The sequence below is a fragment of the Terrimicrobium sacchariphilum genome (genome assembly GCF_001613545.1).
GTDB lineage: Bacteria > Verrucomicrobiota > Verrucomicrobiia > Chthoniobacterales > Terrimicrobiaceae > Terrimicrobium > Terrimicrobium sacchariphilum.
Window position 1 is genome coordinate 607,154 of record NZ_BDCO01000002.1, and the last position, 16,907, is coordinate 624,060.

At 61.8% G+C, this 16,907-nt stretch carries 15 protein-coding genes; 9 read left to right on the plus strand and 6 right to left on the minus strand.

Going from position 1 to position 16,907, the window contains the following annotated elements:
• Positions 1-99 precede the first annotated feature (99 nt).
• The 5 genes from TSACC_RS03500 to TSACC_RS03520 all read left to right on the plus strand — a co-directional run bounded on the left by TSACC_RS03500 (position 100) and on the right by TSACC_RS03520 (position 4,656).
• Positions 100-567: a VOC family protein gene (locus tag TSACC_RS03500; RefSeq protein ID WP_202815902.1), complete on the plus strand. Its 468-nt coding sequence runs from the start codon at positions 100-102 to the stop codon at positions 565-567.
• Between the two features lie 348 nt (positions 568-915).
• Positions 916-1,632 (plus strand): HPP family protein, encoded by a 717-nt coding sequence (locus TSACC_RS03505; RefSeq protein WP_075078005.1) that lies wholly within the window; start codon positions 916-918, stop codon positions 1,630-1,632.
• 121 nt (positions 1,633-1,753) lie between these two features.
• A complete protein-coding gene (locus TSACC_RS03510; protein WP_084400152.1) occupies positions 1,754-2,842 on the plus strand; it encodes a serine hydrolase domain-containing protein in 1,089 nt (362 codons plus the stop codon).
• 81 nt (positions 2,843-2,923) lie between these two features.
• Positions 2,924-3,661 carry a DUF6088 family protein gene (locus TSACC_RS03515; RefSeq protein WP_075078007.1) on the plus strand — a complete coding sequence of 246 codons (738 nt, stop codon included), beginning with the start codon at positions 2,924-2,926 and terminating at the stop codon, positions 3,659-3,661.
• Positions 3,658-4,656: a nucleotidyl transferase AbiEii/AbiGii toxin family protein gene (locus TSACC_RS03520; protein ID WP_075078008.1), complete on the plus strand. Its 999-nt coding sequence runs from the start codon at positions 3,658-3,660 to the stop codon at positions 4,654-4,656. The genes TSACC_RS03515 and TSACC_RS03520 overlap by 4 nt, the downstream gene beginning before the upstream one ends.
• A 277-nt stretch (positions 4,657-4,933) precedes the next feature.
• Here the strand turns inward: TSACC_RS03520 and TSACC_RS03530 are convergent, their stop codons facing one another.
• Complete coding sequence (locus TSACC_RS03530; protein ID WP_075078010.1) at positions 4,934-6,823, minus strand: DUF7407 domain-containing protein; 1,890 nt, start codon at positions 6,821-6,823, stop codon at positions 4,934-4,936.
• A gap of 626 nt (positions 6,824-7,449) precedes the next feature.
• Positions 7,450-7,851, minus strand: a complete 402-nt coding sequence (locus tag TSACC_RS03535) for a hypothetical protein (RefSeq protein ID WP_237763894.1) — start codon at positions 7,849-7,851, stop codon at positions 7,450-7,452.
• A gap of 85 nt (positions 7,852-7,936) precedes the next feature.
• Between TSACC_RS03535 and TSACC_RS03540 the strand changes: the two genes are divergently transcribed.
• A complete protein-coding gene (locus TSACC_RS03540) occupies positions 7,937-8,281 on the plus strand; it encodes a hypothetical protein (protein WP_075078012.1) in 345 nt (114 codons plus the stop codon).
• A 163-nt stretch (positions 8,282-8,444) separates the two neighbouring features.
• On the opposite strand, the gene TSACC_RS03545 is transcribed toward TSACC_RS03540, so the two are convergent.
• The 3 genes from TSACC_RS03545 to TSACC_RS03555 form a co-directional block, all read right to left on the minus strand.
• Positions 8,445-9,341 carry a shikimate dehydrogenase family protein gene (locus tag TSACC_RS03545; protein WP_075078013.1) on the minus strand — a complete coding sequence of 299 codons (897 nt, stop codon included), beginning with the start codon at positions 9,339-9,341 and terminating at the stop codon, positions 8,445-8,447.
• Positions 9,342-9,427: 86 nt separating this feature from the next.
• On the minus strand, positions 9,428-10,405 hold the full coding sequence (locus TSACC_RS03550; protein WP_075078014.1) for a ParA family protein: 978 nt from the start codon (positions 10,403-10,405) through the stop codon (positions 9,428-9,430).
• Positions 10,402-11,682 (minus strand): RNA/DNA-binding domain-containing protein, encoded by a 1,281-nt coding sequence (locus TSACC_RS03555; protein ID WP_202815903.1) that lies wholly within the window; start codon positions 11,680-11,682, stop codon positions 10,402-10,404. The genes TSACC_RS03550 and TSACC_RS03555 overlap by 4 nt, the downstream gene beginning before the upstream one ends.
• 67 nt (positions 11,683-11,749) lie before the next feature.
• Here TSACC_RS03555 and mnmA point away from each other — a divergent pair, with 67 nt between their 5' ends.
• The 3 genes from mnmA to TSACC_RS03570 are packed head-to-tail and all read left to right on the plus strand — an operon-like array spanning position 11,750 to position 14,404.
• Complete coding sequence (mnmA, locus tag TSACC_RS03560) at positions 11,750-12,814, plus strand: tRNA 2-thiouridine(34) synthase MnmA (RefSeq protein WP_202815904.1); 1,065 nt, start codon at positions 11,750-11,752, stop codon at positions 12,812-12,814.
• 16 nt (positions 12,815-12,830) lie between these two features.
• A complete protein-coding gene (gene cutA / locus TSACC_RS03565) occupies positions 12,831-13,142 on the plus strand; it encodes a divalent-cation tolerance protein CutA (RefSeq protein WP_075078017.1) in 312 nt (103 codons plus the stop codon).
• Positions 13,139-14,404: a hypothetical protein gene (locus TSACC_RS03570; protein WP_075078018.1), complete on the plus strand. Its 1,266-nt coding sequence runs from the start codon at positions 13,139-13,141 to the stop codon at positions 14,402-14,404. Before cutA ends, TSACC_RS03570 begins: the two co-directional genes overlap by 4 nt.
• A gap of 216 nt (positions 14,405-14,620) precedes the next feature.
• On the opposite strand, the gene TSACC_RS03575 is transcribed toward TSACC_RS03570, so the two are convergent.
• Positions 14,621-16,786 carry an FUSC family protein gene (locus TSACC_RS03575; protein ID WP_075078019.1) on the minus strand — a complete coding sequence of 722 codons (2,166 nt, stop codon included), beginning with the start codon at positions 16,784-16,786 and terminating at the stop codon, positions 14,621-14,623.
• Positions 16,787-16,907 lie beyond the last annotated feature (121 nt).

The window sequence follows — 16,907 nt, forward strand, 5'->3', positions numbered from 1 at the left end:
CCGGGGCGGAAGGCAGGTTTTACAGAAGGTCGCAAAGGACACAAAGAGGAAGGCCGCGATGGCAGGGGGTGAACAGAAGGAAGCGAAGGGAGCTAAGGGGTGGCGGGAAGTGGTGGTGGCGGGTGCCTTGGAGCTTGGGCGTGCTTTGCCATCGACTCGAGCAGGGTGATGTGCGATGGCACGCGAATGCTGGATCACTTTGGCTTTTTCGTGACGGATACGGAGCGGAGCTTTGCGTTTTATGAAAGCTGTCTCGCGCCGCTGGGTGTGCGGACTGTCGAGCGGCAGCCGGAATGGGGCTCGGTGGTGATGACGGGGGAGGCGGATGTGCCGTTTCTCTGGGTCGGTCCGGCGGAGCGCGATGGGGAGGGAAACCTGCGCCAGGCGGTGAGGACGTTTCACTTTGCCTTCACCGCGCGGAGCCGTGAGGCGGTGGATGAGTTTTACCGCGCGGGCCTGCAAAATGGCGGTCGCGACAATGGCGCGCCGGAGGAGGAGGGCGGGGTGTACCACGCTTTTCTCTTCGATCCCGATGGGAACAACATCGAGGCGATCTTTCGCGGGTAGCGGAGTGGGCATTCGACGCGGAAGACGGGCTTCTTACAGAAGGACACGAAGGGAAGGCCGCTAAGGCAGAATCGAACGGAAGGGAGCAAAAGGGCTAGGCCGAAAGCGGGGTGGCGGCTCGGCGGGAACCTCGATAGTCCGCTGAGGTGGCCCGGGGGAGGGAAAGACAGATTTTAAAGAAGGTCGCAAAGGACACAAAGGCAGGATCGAACAGAAGGAAGCGAAGGAAGCTAAGGGGAGGCCGGGAGTCGGAGGGTTTCGGATTCGTGCGGCCCGAGCGGGAGGGTGATTCGGGCTTGCGGCGGGGATGGGGCGGGGCGTTAATCGCGGGCTCTCTCTTTTATTTTGATGTTTGTTGTCGCGCGATTCGTGGAGTGGCTGGGGACGGAGCTTGATCCGGCCAGCTTGAAGGAAAAGGCCGTTTCCGGAATGGGCGGCGTGCTGGGCATCCTGCTGGTGATGGCGGTGAGCCATTCCGTGCTGGGGCTGTCGGGCGCGGCGATGCTCATTGCCTCGATGGGGGCGAGCGCGGTGCTGGTCTTTGGCGTGCCGCACGGGCCGCTGTCGCAACCCTGGCCGGTGCTGGCCGGGCATGGGGTCTCGGCGTTGATCGGGGTCACGTGCGCGCGGTTGATGCTGGATGCGATGTTCGCCGCAGCCTGCGCGGTGGGGCTCTCGATCGTGGCGATGCGCGTGCTGAAGTGCATTCACCCGCCGGGCGGTGCCACGGCGCTCACGGCGGTGATGGGCGGCCAGGCGGTGCACGATCTGGGCTATTCCTTCGTTGCCTGCCCGGTGCTGCTCAATGCCCTCGTGATCGTGGCGGCGGCGGTGGCGGTGAATTACCCTTTCGCCTGGAGGCGCTATCCGGCGGCGCTCGTGCGCCAGACCGCCCCGCCCACCGATCCGCGCAAGGTGACGCACGAAGACGTGATCGCCGCCCTGGAGCGACTGGACACCTTTGTCGACATCACGGAAGACGACCTGCTCCGGCTCCATGCCTCATTGACGAAGCGGGTCGAGGAGCGGGTCCGCGCGGGGCGGAGTGGGCGGGTGACGTCTTAGGTTTTTTGCCGGGTGCTGATATTAGCGTGATTTCAGCTTGCGACTGTCTTGCGTGCGGCGATTACTGGTTGCCGTGAGATTATTAGGTCCTTTCCTCCGGCGTGTCTTCTTTGCTTTGGCAATGGGTGCGTCATTGGGTGTAGCGGCTGATTTTCGAGAGGCGATGGATGCCGGGTACATGCCGACGTCAGCGGAAAGGAGGGCGATTGCCGGGATCGTTGAGGGCTTCATGAGGCAATACGATGTGAAAGGACTTTCTCTCGCCATCGCGAGGCACGGGAAATTCGTTTACCGGGAGGGCTTTGGGCTGGCTGATGTTTTTGTTGGGAAGAAGGTGACTCCCGAGAGCTTGTTTCGGATCGCGAGCGTGTCAAAGCCGCTCACGGCGGTGGGGATTCTCACATTAGTGGATCAAGGTCGGCTCAAGTTAAGCGACCGCGTCTTTGGGGAGGGGGGTGTTCTCGGGTTTGACTATGGAGAGAACTACCCTGAGAGGGTGAAGAAGATCACGGTCGATGATTTGCTGACCCATAGTGCCGGGGGCTGGGCAAATGACCGCTATGATCCGATGTATCGCGACCCAACCTGGAGCGCTGCGGAGCTGATCACCTGGACCCTGAAAAATCAGCCGCTTGATCACGAACCGGGTACGACCTACGCGTATTCCAACTTTGGATACTGCATTCTAGGCCGGATCATCGAGAAAGTCACCGGACAGCCTTATGCCGACTGGATGCAGCAAAACATGCTGGCGAAATGTGGCATTACCGACATGCGTATCGCTGCAGGTACACGATCCAGCGGTGCAGGGAGCGAGGTCGTTTATTACGCGAAGACTGGCGATCCTTATGCATTCAATATCAGTCGCATGGATGCACATGGCGGCTGGATCGGAACACCAAGCGATCTGGTGCGATTCGCCATCCGTGTGGATGGCTTTAATACGCCGAGCCTGTTGCGACCCGAGACCATCCGGCTGATGACGACTCCCGGCATGGCATCGCCCGAATACGCGAGAGGCTGGATGATCAATGCCGAGCAAAACTGGTGGCACAACGGGCGACTGGATGGAACAACGTCCATCCTCGTGCGAACTTCCGATAATTTCTGCTGGGCCGCATTTGCGAATACCTCCGGCCCTGACATGGGCCACGCGCTCGATCAACTGATGTGGAAGATCAAGAATGTAGTGTCGCGATGGAGGCGGTGAGAGGAAATGTGGTAGTCTTTAATGTCAAGTAAGAGAGTTCAAAAACTTGACAATAATTGGCAAGAAGCGGAACCTTCTCGCATGGCAAAGCGCTCCCGGGATGAATCTGTCGCCGCCAAGATCCTGCAGCGGATCTTGCGAGGCGGGGCGGATCGTCTTTGGGGGTTGCGGGATTTTCTCGATATCGATACGGCGACTGCTGCGGGGGTGGCGGCGACGCTTTCCCGTCTCTCTCGGCAGGGAACTTTGCGGCGTATTCGGCGAGGAGTTTACTATCGACCGGGGAAGACAGCCTTTGGAGAGAGCCAGCCTGCGGCGGAGGCGGTGGCGAAGTTTCTGCTGCGTGATCGGAAGACCGTGCGCACTGGTGAGTTTAACCGGCTCGGCCTGACGACTCAGATGAGCAATGCGCTGATCAATGCCTCGGATCGGCCCGTGCGAATGAAGGGACTGAGCGGGGTGGGCCTGCGCTTTGTGAACAGGCCATTGTCGGATCAGAAAGGCATTCTGGCCGAGGAGCGTACGGCGCTCGATTCGCTGCGGATGCTGGAGAAAATTCCTGACGCAACGCCGGAGCAGACGCTTTCTCGTCTGCTCGGTCTGGTGAGGCACGGGAAGCTGGATTTTGATCGCCTGGCCCGTTTCGCCCTGGCGGAACCTCCTCGAGTGAGGGCGCTGCTGGGTGCGATTGGCGAGACTGCTGGAGTCGATGCGGGAAAACTCGCCCTGCTGAAGAAGTCCCTGAACCCCATCACCACCTATCGGATCGCAGGGGCTGCGTCTGTATTGGCAAATCCCACGACTTGGAATATCAAATGAAAACGCTCGATACGCATCCCGAGTTTAGCCAGCTCGTTAACATCACAGCGCAGGAGTTGGGCATTCGGACCGAGTTTGTGGTCAAAGACTATTGGGTGACGCGGATTCTACGCGCCATCGCCACGGATGATTCTATGCGTCGTCAGGTGATCTTCAAAGGTGGTACCAGCTTGTCCAAAGGGTGGAAGTTGATCGACCGATTTTCCGAGGATGTCGACCTTTTGGCGACTGGACCGGATTTCTCTGGTCCTCCGGGAGGCAAGGCACGCGAGCGGCTCTTCAAGGCGATTCGGAGTCGAGTTGAACGCGAGACTCCTCTTCGACTGCCGGAGATGAGTGATATTGCGCCCGGAGACCGGAATTTCCTTTATCTTAGGGGACCGCATAAATGCGACATTCGTTACCCGCTCCCAGGTCGAGTGATTAGTAGGAGCAGTGCATACACGGAGTTTGTCTTTCTGGAAATGGGTTTCCGAGGCGGGCCGAATCCGCATGTGGCGGTCGCATTGAATTCGTTTGTCGGCGAGTATATCCTCGGCCTCGCGGCGGACCAACACTCAGCGCTGGCAGATTATGCGGAGGATTTTGCCGCCTTCGAGATGGAGTTGCTTGATCCGGTCCGTACCTTTGTCGAGAAGCTGCTGGTTCTCCATGGTTCGCTGGCGAAAGGCATCAAGGGCGTGCGGACGCGACATTTCTACGATCTCGATTCGTTGTTTCGGAAAAGTGAGTCTGTGCGCACATCGCTGCAGAGCGAGCAGTTTCCTGCTCTAGTGAAAGATGCCTTGCGGATCACGAGAGAGTATTTCGATGCCGATCTCGACCCGAACCTGAATCTCGCGGAGAGCCCTGTGCTCAACCTGACAGCGGAGCAAATTAGCGAGTTGACGATCCAGTATCGCGGGGAGCGGGATTACTATTTTGGCCGACAACCGCCATTTGGCGAACTGGTGGAAACGTTGGCGGAGGTCAGGGCATTGCTACGAGATCGCTGAGCTAGCGTTTTTCTCTCTAATCGCGGCTGAATTTCTTGGGAGGAATTTTCGGTCCTATTAGAGCGTTCAAAGGAGATCAGTTTTAGCCCGTTGAATAAAGCGTTCCATTATGTCTAGGGGAATATCTGGTTCGAATGTGCTCAAAGTCATTTCATGTGTGATGTCGGAGTGGAATATCTCCGAAAGGAGCTTTCCCGATTTCGAATGGTAAAGCTCAAGTCCAATGCCGTCTCGGATGATATCACTGGCACGGAGCGTGTGATACTCGGGGGCTAACTCAGCCATTTTTATGTGTGCTTTTTGAGTTTGATGCCCACCAGCTCCCCACCATGCAGCCGACCAGGAGCAAGGCCCAGAGGGGGTCGAGGTGGGAGCCTTGGGCGTTTTTTTGGCGTTGGGTGGTGAGGGTGGGGGTGGATTGGGTGAGGGTGGCGGCGGTGGCGAAGTCGGATTCGCGGAGGTCGGTGAAGCTCACGGCGGCGTCGAGGAGCGGGGTGCCGTCGGGGCTGGTGACTTCGTAATAGCCGGGGGTGTCGGGGGCCTGGTGTTCGGGCGGGGTTGCTCCGGCGACGGTGAGGGGTTGGGAGGTCTGGAGCTGGGCGGTTTGATAGACGGGTTTGCGGTCGCGGACTTGGGCGATGAAGCGGTGCAGGAGGAGGGGGAAGGCGGGGAGGCGCGCGAGGTTTGACGCGGCGGGGTCGAAGGTGAAGATGAGCTGCGGGGCGGTGGCGGCGTGGCGCAGGAGGATGAGCGGGCGGTCGCCCTGCCAGAGGAGCGGCGTGTCGCCGGGGGCGGCGGGAAGGAGGGCTGTATCGGGGCGGAGGACGAGGCCCTGCCAGTTCAGATCCTCCATGAGCGGGGTGCGTTCGGCGATGAGGAGGGTGTCGGGGCGCGGCGCGGGTTTCGCGGGTTCGCTCGTGGCGTTGCTCGTGGCGTTGCTCGTGGCGTTGCTCGTGGCGTTGCTCGTGGCGTTGCTCGCGGTGTTGCTCGCGGTGTTGCTCGCGGTGTTGCTCGCGGAGGTCGCGGAGGTCGCGGAGGTCGCGGAGGTCGCGGAGGTCGCGGAGGTCGCGGTGGGGGTGTCCCCGGCAGGGGGAAGGGGGGTGGTTTTGGCGGATGGGGGGAAGAGGATGGCGGGGGTGGTGGATTGGAGCGGGTTGGCGGGGTCGTAAAGGCCGAGGAGGAGGTCGGCTCCGGCGCCGGGGATGGGGCGCGAGGGGGCGGCGAGGCGGAGGATCTGGTCGACGAGCGCGGGGGCGGCGTCGGCGGGGGGGGTGGTGGTGAGGAGGAGCTTCGGCTCGGGGCGGATGAGGGGGAGGGTGTCGTCGAGGGCGAAGCGGTCGGGGTCGAGCCGGAGGGTGAGGCGGCCGGAGGCGGGCCAGCGTCCGCTGAGCGTGGTGAGCTGGCCGGGCTGGAGGGTGATCTCTTGCGCGGGGCCGTCGTCGATGCGCCAGCGGGCGGTTTGCGCGGTGGGGCTGAAGTTTTTGAGATACGCCTGCCAGGTGGTCTCGGTGGCGAGGGAGCCGGTGAAGCCGAGATTGGGGACTGGTTCGCCGACGGCTAGCCAGGTGGTGCGGGGATCGAGGAGGTCGGGGGTGGCGGGGGCGTGGTCGGTGAGGAGGATGACGGGGCCGGTGGGTCCGGCGAGGGTGCGGGCGAGGCGGAGGGATTCCGCGAGGTCGTGGCTGTGGCGGGCGGGGGTCCAGGCGCGGAGGGCGGCGTCGAGAGTGGTGGAAAGGTCGGTGCCGGAGGCGAGGCGGCGGGTGGTGGAGTCGAGAATGATCCACTGGGTGCGGGTGGCGTCGCGGGAGCGGTCGGCGAGTTGCGTGGCGAGGGCGTCGGCGGCGCGGTCGCGGAAGGCGCTCAGCGAAGCGCTGGAGTCGAGGACGGTGACGACGGTCTGGGCGCTGGTTTCGTCGAGCCAGCGGGGTTGCGCCCAGAGGAGGGTGAGGGCGAGGATGGCGAGGAGCTGCCACCAGAGGGCGGGGGATTGGCGGAGCCAGCGGAGGCGGCGGCCTCCCTCATGCGAGGGCGGGACGCGCTGGAGGAGGAAGAGCGTGCTGACGCGCACCTGCCGCGACCGGCGGCGCAGGAGGTGAATGGCGAGCACGACCGGCAGCCCGAGCAGGGCCCAGAGGGCGAGGGGATTGGCCAGAAAGAGTGCCGGCATGGGAACCGGAGTTTACAGGAGCGGGGGACGCGAAGGAAAGACTGCCCATACGGGATTGAAACAGAAGGACTCGAAGGCAGGGATCAAACAGAAGGAAGCGAAGGAAGCAAAGGGCTAGGCCGAACGGGGTGGCGGCTCGGCGGGAACCTCGATAGCCCGCTGAGGTGGCCCGGGGGAGGGAAAGACAGATTTTACAGAAGGACGCAAAGGACACAAAGGGGAAGGACTCAAAGGCAGGGATCAAACAGAAGGAAGCGAAGGAAGCAAATGGCTAGGCCGAAAGCGGGGTGGCGGCTCGCCGGGAACCTCGATAGTCCGCTGAGGTGGCGCGAGGGAGGGAAAGACAGATTTTACAGAAGGTCGCGAAGGACACAAAGGGGAAGGACTCGAAGGCAGGGATCAAACAGAAGGAAGCTAAGGAAGCAAAGAGGGAGACGAAGTCGGAGGTGGGAGGCTGGAAGTTTTCGGATTCGTGTGGCTGAGTGGCGCGGTGGAGTTCGGTCGCGCGGTGCGCAGGCGGGGGAGGAAGGCGGATTTTTACAGAAGGTCGCGAAGGGGGAGACCGCTAAGGCTGGAAGTCAATAGAAGGAAGCGAAGGGTTGGACCCCTTCCGAAACCCAAGTCGCCTATGTGTTTTCGTCATCTTTCTTGAAAGGGATTAATTCATCGACCGTTGGCAAAGGGCCGGGAGTTTCGTCAAAGCCATAGACTTCCAGGCCGGACAACATGTCTTCCTCAGTGAAAACAAACACACCGAAGTGACCGTTCGCCCCGCGCTGGAAGGCATGGTCGGAGATCACCGTAAGGCCTGGCTTGTAATGAGCAGGCTTGTCGCCAATCTGGAAATTAATGCTGGCACATCCGCAGCGGCAGCCCGATATCACGACAGCCTCTTCGAGTTGGGCGAGATAACGATCCGCACCCGGCTCGCCGTGTTCAAGCATCCACTTGACGAGCGTCCGCTCCTCAGATGTCAGACTACGGGGAAAGCTCATATCGGAAACCTGCTTTGGATTTATCTTTTGCACAAAAGGAAATCACCTGCTTCCAAAACGAGACGAAACCAAGATATCGTGCCTTCCTAAAGGACAACACAGCTCCCCAGTCGACCCCATGAAATCCCCCTCACAGGAAACCTTTGCCCAGGTCATGTTCTGGACGGGAATGGGCTGTTTTCCGCTCTCCATCATCCTGATCACCGTCGGCGCTCGCGCCAGAAAGGTGCGGCAGGCCGCAGCGCTCTTCTTTCTCGCTGCCCTCACCTTTACCCACTTCGTCTGGTACTTCAATGTGCTGGGCGGGGCGCTGGGCACCAAAGTCGGGCGATACGAACCGCCCAACTGGTTCTCGTTCCTCCCCTTCCCCCTTGTCGGCTTTATCGTCGTGATGGCGGTGTGGGTGGCCAATGACCGACGCCGGAAACAAGCCCTCCTGCCCCCGCCTTTGCCGCGACAGTAGACAACGCCAGTCCCGATAACCATTGGTGCTCGCTTCCCGCCTCGTCCCTTTGTTTCCTTCGCTTCCTTCTGTTCAAACCTGCCTTTTCGTCCTTTCCCGCAACATTTGACGCCCCCTTTAGTCGGGCAGTACTCCCCGGGTGAATGGAAACGGAGAGCGCGCCCTACCGCCGCAGCGGCGGCCCCGACAGTTCGCAGGCGTAGGCCTCGATGGCTTCGCGCGGGACGGTCACGCCGAATCCCGCGAGGGCGACATGCACGATGTCGACCAGCATGTCGACTCCATCCACGGTGAGCAGGCCCAAGGCATGCGCCTGGCGCAGGAAGGGCGTGGTGCGCGGCCCGGTAATGACATCGACGGCCATCGCCGCCTTGTTCAGCGTGCTCCAGTCGAGGTCGAGAGTCCCCTCGTCGGGAAAGGCTCCGACCGAGGTGGCGTTCAGCACGATGTCCGTGCCGTCGGGAATCTGGAGCGGCCCGTTCCAGGGCAGGACGTCCGCCGCGAAGCCCGCCGTGCCAAAGCGCCGTAGCGCCTCCGCCACCGGCTGGCCTTTGGACACATCCCGCGCCACGATGGTGATCGACGCCGCGCCCTGCCGGGCGATCTCCGCGCCGATGCCGCGCGCCGCTCCGCCCGCCCCGAGAATAAGGAAGCGCCTGCCCGCGATCTCCATCTGCTGCCGGATGGAATTGCAAATCGCGACACCGTCCGTGTTCCTGCCGACCGCCCTGCGCTCCGGCCCTTCGAAAGTGATGAAATTCACCGCCCCCACGCCCTGGCTCGACTCGAGGATTTCGTCGCAATGCGGGACGATGGCCATCTTGTAAGGCACCGTGATGGCAAATCCGGCAAACCCCATCTTGCGAGCCCCCTCCACGCAAACCCCGAGATCCTCCGCGCGCTCGACCCGGATCTTCAAAAACCGATAAGGCGCCCCCTCCTGCTCAAAGAACCGATTGAACAGCAAATCGATGGGATTCTCCTCCACCGGATTGCCCACCATCGGCAAAATCCGCACGAGAGGAAACAGCCCGCTACCATCCGTCTGGTCGAGTTTCATGATTCCGCCCGTCCTAGCGGAAGGGAGCGCGGTCTGCCAGAAAGGACTATGCGCCTTTCCGACAACTCAGATATGGGCAGGGATAATTATATCCGGGAAAGAATGCACTCTGCCAAAGTGCGAAAGTCATCTTCCGCGTCTTTGACGCTATAAGTATGAGCTCCGATGGCTCCGTCTGACGGTTTGAGTTTGAAAATCGGTTTGCGCGCCTCCATGGCCATGGGCATCAAACTGCGATAGTGCTTGAGCAGGCCGAGGCAATTCGGATCGGCCTCACAAGTTTCAAATGATTCTCCCGACTCACCCAGGACCTTCTCGCAAAACGTGGAGGGAATTCTCTTCGCCCACTTTTCGTAGGCGCTGACGGGCCGGTTATCACGGATGCCGAATTGAAGCACCACATATCCGAGAGGGCGCATAACGGCAGAAGGCAGAACGAGGTCATCCGCAGGATTTAGCTCCAAACGCGTCTGCCACTCACGCCTCCAATCCATCAAGGTGGGGCCAAGGTTGCGAAGACCCTGAATGGAGAATAAATCCGGGGCAACGGGAATCACCACGGCATCAGCAGAAATGAGCGCTGCCCGATTGATAGCTCCAAAATTTGGCCCGACATCGATCAGCGCTATGTCGGCACGAAAGCTCTCGCCCGATTCCCGAATGATTCTGTAAAAGGCGCTGGTCGTTCGAAAGGCTGGCTCCTGCCTGTCCAAACACTTGGCCCAAGCTTCCGAAAGATTTGACTCAAAGCTGGAAAGCGCCAGGTCTCCAGGAACAAGGCGGATATTGGGATCAACACTACGGAAAGGAGCAGGCCCAATATCTCCCAACCCTCGGACGATCGGCTTGAGAGCGGCCATGATACTCTGGTTATCCCTACCCTCTCCTCCCCATAAGTCCTCGAGTTCCCGCTCGACGAGGAACATCGAAGTCAAATTCGCCTGCGGGTCAAGGTCAGCCACCAGCACGCGCTTGCCCATATCCGCAAACATCCACGCCAGATGATAAAGCAGCGTGGTCTTGCCGACACCGCCTTTGTTGTTGAAGAAGGCTATGGTTTTCATCGGAGCGGATGCTTGGGAATTACGACAAGGAATTGGTTTCCTGGATAGTCAAATATGAGCTCTCCGCTACCGTTTTCCTTCATGGCCTTTCTGGCACGGGCGATGCCTCGCCCGAATCGGTTGACGTATCCCAAGACATGCATTGCCTCCGCGATGATAGGGTTGCGATAGGCATTTACCCGGGGAAAGTTTTCCGGAGCAGCATCACCGTAAAGACCCCCGGAATTCTGAATCTCAATGCGGTCGCTGAATTGATAGAACCGGATCGGACTCGTGGACTGGTAGTCACGATGAAGCACGGCATTCATCAACAACTCGCGCACTGCCTCTGGAGGATAATCAAATACAGCCTCTTCCCTAAGGTCCGATACAGCCACCGGGCGGGAGGTAAAGCGTCCTTTCAGAAAGCTATCCAGCTCCGCGAGTATGGTGATCAGATTGCCCGTAAAGGTTTTCTCCGCCAGCACATCATCCTCCAGGTCCGTCCCGTCATACTGGACAAACTGAATTTTCGCTCCCGGGAACAAGTCCAGGGGATCAAAGGCAAACACCAGCATGCCCGCGTTGGTCGGACATTCGCGTTTCAGGTTGTAAAACCGAAGAGCCGCGAGCTGCTCCGGTAGGTCACGATGATTTTCCGCAATAACCTCGGCTGCGACAGCCTGGGGACGATAGGTTTGCCGGAATGTTTCCAGGTCCAGTCTATCCAAATCCCCTTCGGGGCAAGGTGTGGCATCAAAGGTCGGAAAATTCGATGTTCGGCGCTCTATCAAGATCCTCTCTTCCGCCTCCGTCGCATGTCCCTTGCGCGGACCCACCCGGATGCAAATCCGCCCTTTGTAGCGAACGGGCGGCAGGGCATGAGGAAGAACCTCTACGACGATGACATCCCCCCCACCTTCGGGATGCGGGACGCTTTGCACATTCATCACGGGCAACGGCATGACCTGACCGTCATCGCGATAGGCAGTGAATTGCTTCAAAAGATCGTCTGTCGCTTGCAGCCGGAAAGACGCATCCTTCTCATCCACCCCTATCAGCAGATAACCGGGCAACTTACGCCCCGCCATATCGTTGGAAAAAGAGCAGATGGCCTCACGAAACTTGTCCGTGTCTGTCGTCGAGCGGGTTTTCTCGATACGATCAGCCTCCTCAGACTGTATCAGGGAGCGGAGGTCATCTGCTGTCATGGGAAAAGAATCACGAGTACGGGAAAATTGTCGAGCCCTGCCTTTTGTTCCTCCTGAAACGCCGATTATAGCACGCCGCCGCAACATTTGACGCCCTCTTTCCCGGGGCTATACTCCCCGGGTGAACGGAAACGGCAAACGCGTCCTTGTGGGGATGAGCGGGGGGGTCGACTCGAGTGTGACCGCCCATCTGCTCAAGCAGCAGGGATATGAAGTCATCGGCGTGACCATGAAGGTCTGGCCGCAGGACTGTATTTCGCGCGCCGAGGACAAGTGCTGCGGCCCCTCCGCCATCGCGGATGCCCGGGGCGTGGCTCATCGGCTCGGCGTCCCGCATTATGTGGTGGACGAGGCGGACCAGTTCGAAAAGCTCGTCATTGATTATTTCGCCAGCGAGTACCGCGCCGGGCGCACGCCGAACCCGTGCGTGATGTGCAATGAGAAGCTGAAATTTGGCAACCTCTGGGAGAAAGCCCGCGCGCTCGGGGCGGATTACATCGCCACGGGCCACTACGCCATCATCGAGCATCACGCGAATGAGGTGGTGCTGCGCAAGGGCCACGACGGGCGCAAGGACCAGTCGTACTTCCTCTTCAGCCTCAGCCAGCAGCAGCTCCGGCACGCGCTCACGCCGCTCGGCGGCATGACGAAGCCCGAGATCCGCGAGATCGCCCGCGAGCTGGGCCTGCGCGTCGCCGACAAGGAGGACAGCCAGGAGATTTGTTTCGTGCCGGGGAATGACTACAAGGCCTTCCTGCGGTCGCACCTCGGCGAGAAGGAATTCCATCGCGGCGGCATTTACGACGTGGATGGGAAGTTCCTCGGCGACCACGAGGGCATCGAGATGTTCACCATCGGCCAGCGCAAGGGGCTGCCCGGCGGTTCGCCGAAGCCGATCTACGTCGTCGACATCGACCCCGAGACCTCCCGCGTGATCGTGGGCGGCGAGGAGGATCTGGTGCGCGAGGAATTTGAGGTCAACCGCGTGACGTGGCATGTCGATCCCGCCACGCTGACCGGCGAGCTTTCCGTAAAGATCCGCTACGCGCACCCGGGAGCACCGGCGCGGGTGGAGCCTCTCACCTCCGACACGGCACGTGTGGTATTGACCACGCCGCAACGGGCCATCACGCCCGGGCAGGCGTCGGTCTTCTACGACGGCGACCGAGTGGTCGGCGGCGGGTGGATCGTGCGCAAGCCGTCGCTCGTTCCCGCCTGATTGGCGCTTTTTTCCGATGAAACTCGCCCTCACCACCTTTGCCACGCAGGAGGAGGCGGCGGCCGTGGTGCGCCAGCTCCTGGAGGAGCGCGTCATTGCCTGCGGCACCATCCTGCCCCCGGCAAGGTCGCTCTACGTGTGGCACGGCAAGGTGGAGGACTCGACCGAGAGCGTCGTGCTGCTCAAGACCGGCGCGAGCCGCCTCGACGACCTGCGCGAGCGCCTGCTCGCCCTGCATCCGTATGACACGCCGGAGTTCGTCGTGCTCGATCCCGAGACCGCGTCCCCGGCCTATCTCGCCTGGGTGCGCCAAAGCTGCGGGGAATGAACGAGACCTTCTGGCGGGACCGGGCGCGGCGCGAAGCCGGGCGGTTTAATTTCGCCTGGTGGCTCCAGCGGTTTCTCCCGCTCTTCGTCGCGTCGGCCATCATCTCCACCGTGCTCGTGCTCGCCCTGCGGGCCATGCACTCGGCCACCGCTCCCGCGCTCTGGCTGGCGGGCGTGCTCGTCGCCGCTTCCGCCGTGGCCGCCTGGGTGCGCGGGCGGAGCCAATACCTCACCGCCGCCGAGGCGCTGACCCGGCTCGACGCCGACCTGCGGCTGCACACGCGTCTGACCTCCGCCGCCGAGGGCGTGGGCGACTGGCCCGCGCCGCGCGATGATGCGCGGTTCCGCCTCGGGTGGGATTGGACGCGCCTCGCCTGGCCGCCCGTCGCCGCCGCCGCGCTCTGGATCGCCGCATGGGCGATTCCCGTTCCCGCCGCGCAGGCCGCTCCGAGCGCCAGCGTGACCGAGCCGCCCGCCTGGACCGCCGTGGAGGAAAAGCTCGAGGAGATCAAGGAAACGAAGCTCCTCGAGGAGCAGGCGCGCGAGGAATTTGCCCAATCGCTGGACGCCCTTCGCGACCAGCCGAAGGAGGACTGGTATTCCCACGAAAGCCTGGAGGCGGGCGACCATCTGGCCGAGCAGCTCGACACCTCGCTCGCCGCGCTGGGCAAGGATCTCTCCGCCGCGCTCGACGCCATGGAGACAGCGCGCGCGCTTTCCGAGCAGGAATTCGCCGCCCTTTCCCCCTCGCTCAACGAGGCACTCCGGCAATCCGCCACCGCACTGGAAAAAGGCCAGCTCAACGCCGAGCTGGCGAAGCAGCTCAAGGCCCTCGACGCCTCGAAGCTCCGCCAGCTTTCCTCCGCCGAATACAAGGCCCTCTGCGAGCGCATGGGCGAGGGGTGCAAGGTGTGCGATCGCATGGGCTACAAGCGCGGAGAAAAAGCCACTCGCGTGTCGGATACCGTCGTGCAAATCGGCCAGGGCGGCGTCTCACGCGGCCCCGGCGCGGCTCCGCTCACCATGGGCGACAAGCCGACCGACCTCGGCACGAAGACGACCGAGGGCATCTCAAACGACGACCTTTCCCGCGCCACACTCGGCGAGGTAACGAGCCTCGGCCTGTCCAAGCCCAAGCCGAACACCGAAGCACCTGCCACCACCGCGGGCGGCACGATTACGACGGGCAAGGGCGGCGAAACCGGCCTCCAGCAAACCGCCACTCCCGAGGAACAGGAAGCCTTAAGGAAATTCTTCGACTGAGCCGAAGCGGGATCTCGGAACGCGGAAGCCGGAAGTTTCGATGCGCCACGCCCGGCTCGGAAACGGCAGGCTGCCGATTTCCCAAGGGAGCAGGCGGGGCTGACGTCGCGTAGACAGCGGGTAAGGCGTGGTTCCGGGGGCAGGGAAGGGGGCTGTGCTCGGAAGTACCGCTAAGCGGAGAAAGGGAAAAGGCACGTGATTTTTCCCTGACGCGCCTCACAGAGAGCTGTCTTTTTTCAAAGCGGACCAGTCGAGCTCGGAGCAAAGGCGTGTCGCTCGCAGGATGGTTTCCCCGGCTTCCTCCATGCGCCGGCAAAAGGCGAGCAGGTTCAGCCATTGTGCGGGTGGCAGCCGAGGCGCGTTTTCCCGGCAGAGATCGGCGATGGCGGATTTTTTGGCGTTGAATGCCGTCTCGAACTGCGCCACCGAATCGGCGGGCGCCGTCCGGCCATCGATGAGCTTTTCGTTTGCGAGCATCTGCTCCCGGAAGTCATTCTCGAGAGAGACTGCCTTTACGTAGGCAGGCTCCTGCTTCATGCCGTCCGGCCAGTCTGCGCTTTGCCCGGCTGCGGCCGAGAGGATCATGGCACCGCGGTGCAGGCAGCGCAGGTATTCCCTCATCTGGTCAGCCTGCCCGTCGACGAGCACGGGCCGGCCTAACAACCCGAGCCTCGCGGAGACCTCGCCGGGAATGAGCGCCAGGCGGCCGCGCTCGGCCGGGGAGAGCTGGCTGGAGCCATCTCCCAGCACGCGGAGGGAGAGCCGGGAGAGCTCGCGCAGGCGGGAGAGGATTTCACGCTGGGGGAGGGAGGGCCAGATCAGCCTGCGAATGAGGGCCGAAAGCAGGATCGCCAGCATCATGCCCAGGCTGAGATCGGCGATGTCCTGAAACGAGACCGGTTTCTGGGCATTGAGGCCGAATATCCCGACGATCATCAGCATGCCCACCAGCATGGGGGTCGTCATTGGGTTGCGACCGTAAAAGATGTACCCCCAGAGAAACAGGAGGGAAAAGAGCACGATGTTCATCACTGCATAGGAGGCAAGGAACGGATGCACCCACAGGAGGATGATGCCGAGAACGAGCCAGGCGGCGATCGAGATGAGCGCGCCATGAAAGGCCCGCCAGTCCCCGCGCCCGGCGGGTGCGGTCGGGCCGCGAACGAGGAGTATCCAGGCGCTGATAGCGAGCAGGTCTCCACCGGGCGGGTGGAGCCAGTTTTCCAGGAATAGCGCGGCGGTCACCGCCAGCCCGCCTTTGATTCCCAGGCGAATCCAAAAGATGCTCGGCAAGGAGGGTCCGCGGAGCGTGGGCGAGGGGAGGCTGCCGATCTGGCCGGAGGCGATGAGTGCCAGCTTCTCGTGGATGACTGCGAAGGCCTGGGCGAGCTCAATCAATGCCTGAAAATGATGCCCCAGCGAGAAAATGTATTCGCGTTTTTCGGCGTCGAGGTCCCCCTGTTTCCTGGCGGTTTCCAAGCACTCGACGAGTTGTGACTGAGCGGTCTGGACCTGGAGAAGCGTCTCATCTGCCGGAGTGTTCGTTGCCAGGGCGCGGAGTCCGGTGACGAGGGTCCGGCCGAGGTCTTGCATCCGGCTCTGGAGTTCCGCGTGCGGGCGCTGGGATGGAGGGAGCGGCTTGGACAGGGCTGCCATGCCGAGTGCCATGAGGTTGAGTTGATCGGTTATTTCCTCAAAGACGGGGACCCACTGGTGGAAGCGGTGGCTTTCGTTGGCGCCAAAGCCGATCAGCGATCGCATCTTGCCCACCCGCAGCGGGAGTTTCCGGATGCGTTCGGCGGTGTCGGCTTCCCCGCCCTCAAAGAGCGAGTCCAGGCGGGGAATGAGCAGGCCCTCGATGTCGGTCAGGACGTCCTTGAGGGACTTTTCAAACTCCACCCAGGCATAGCGCGGCCATAGGACACTCTGGACGACGACGGCGACGAGGATGCCCAGCACGACCTCCTCCGCCCGCGAGAGGGCGTAGCGCCAGGACATCTCCGGATCGCCCAGCCCCGCCTGCATCACATCGATCATGGTCAGGCCGCAGAGAAAAAAACCATAAGCCCACAGACCCTGCCCAAACATGGCGACGCAAAAGGCGAGGATGCCCGCGACCACCGGCAAAAAGAGGAACGGCTGCTGCTGCCAACCCAGCAGCAGGTAACCGAGGATCGCTCCGATGATTGTCCCGAAAATCCGGAGCACGGATTTCTCCATGATTGTTCCCACGTATGGGGTGACCATGAGGACGAAGACTGTGAAAAGAGCCCAGGTCGGTTCATCCAGCCGCAGGAAGAGAGCGAGATAAGTGGCCAGCAGGCCGGCGATGCCGAGCTTCAGCCCGAAGCGGATGGCGGGATCGCGGAGGAACTCCCTCACGACGCCGGGGAGGCCCGCATTTCCTTCTCAACGCTCTGAGGCCCTGCCGTGGCGGCGAGGCAGTCCCGGGTGAACTGGACATTCCAGGAGTGCCGGGGATGGTGAGCGCTATCGTTCCGGG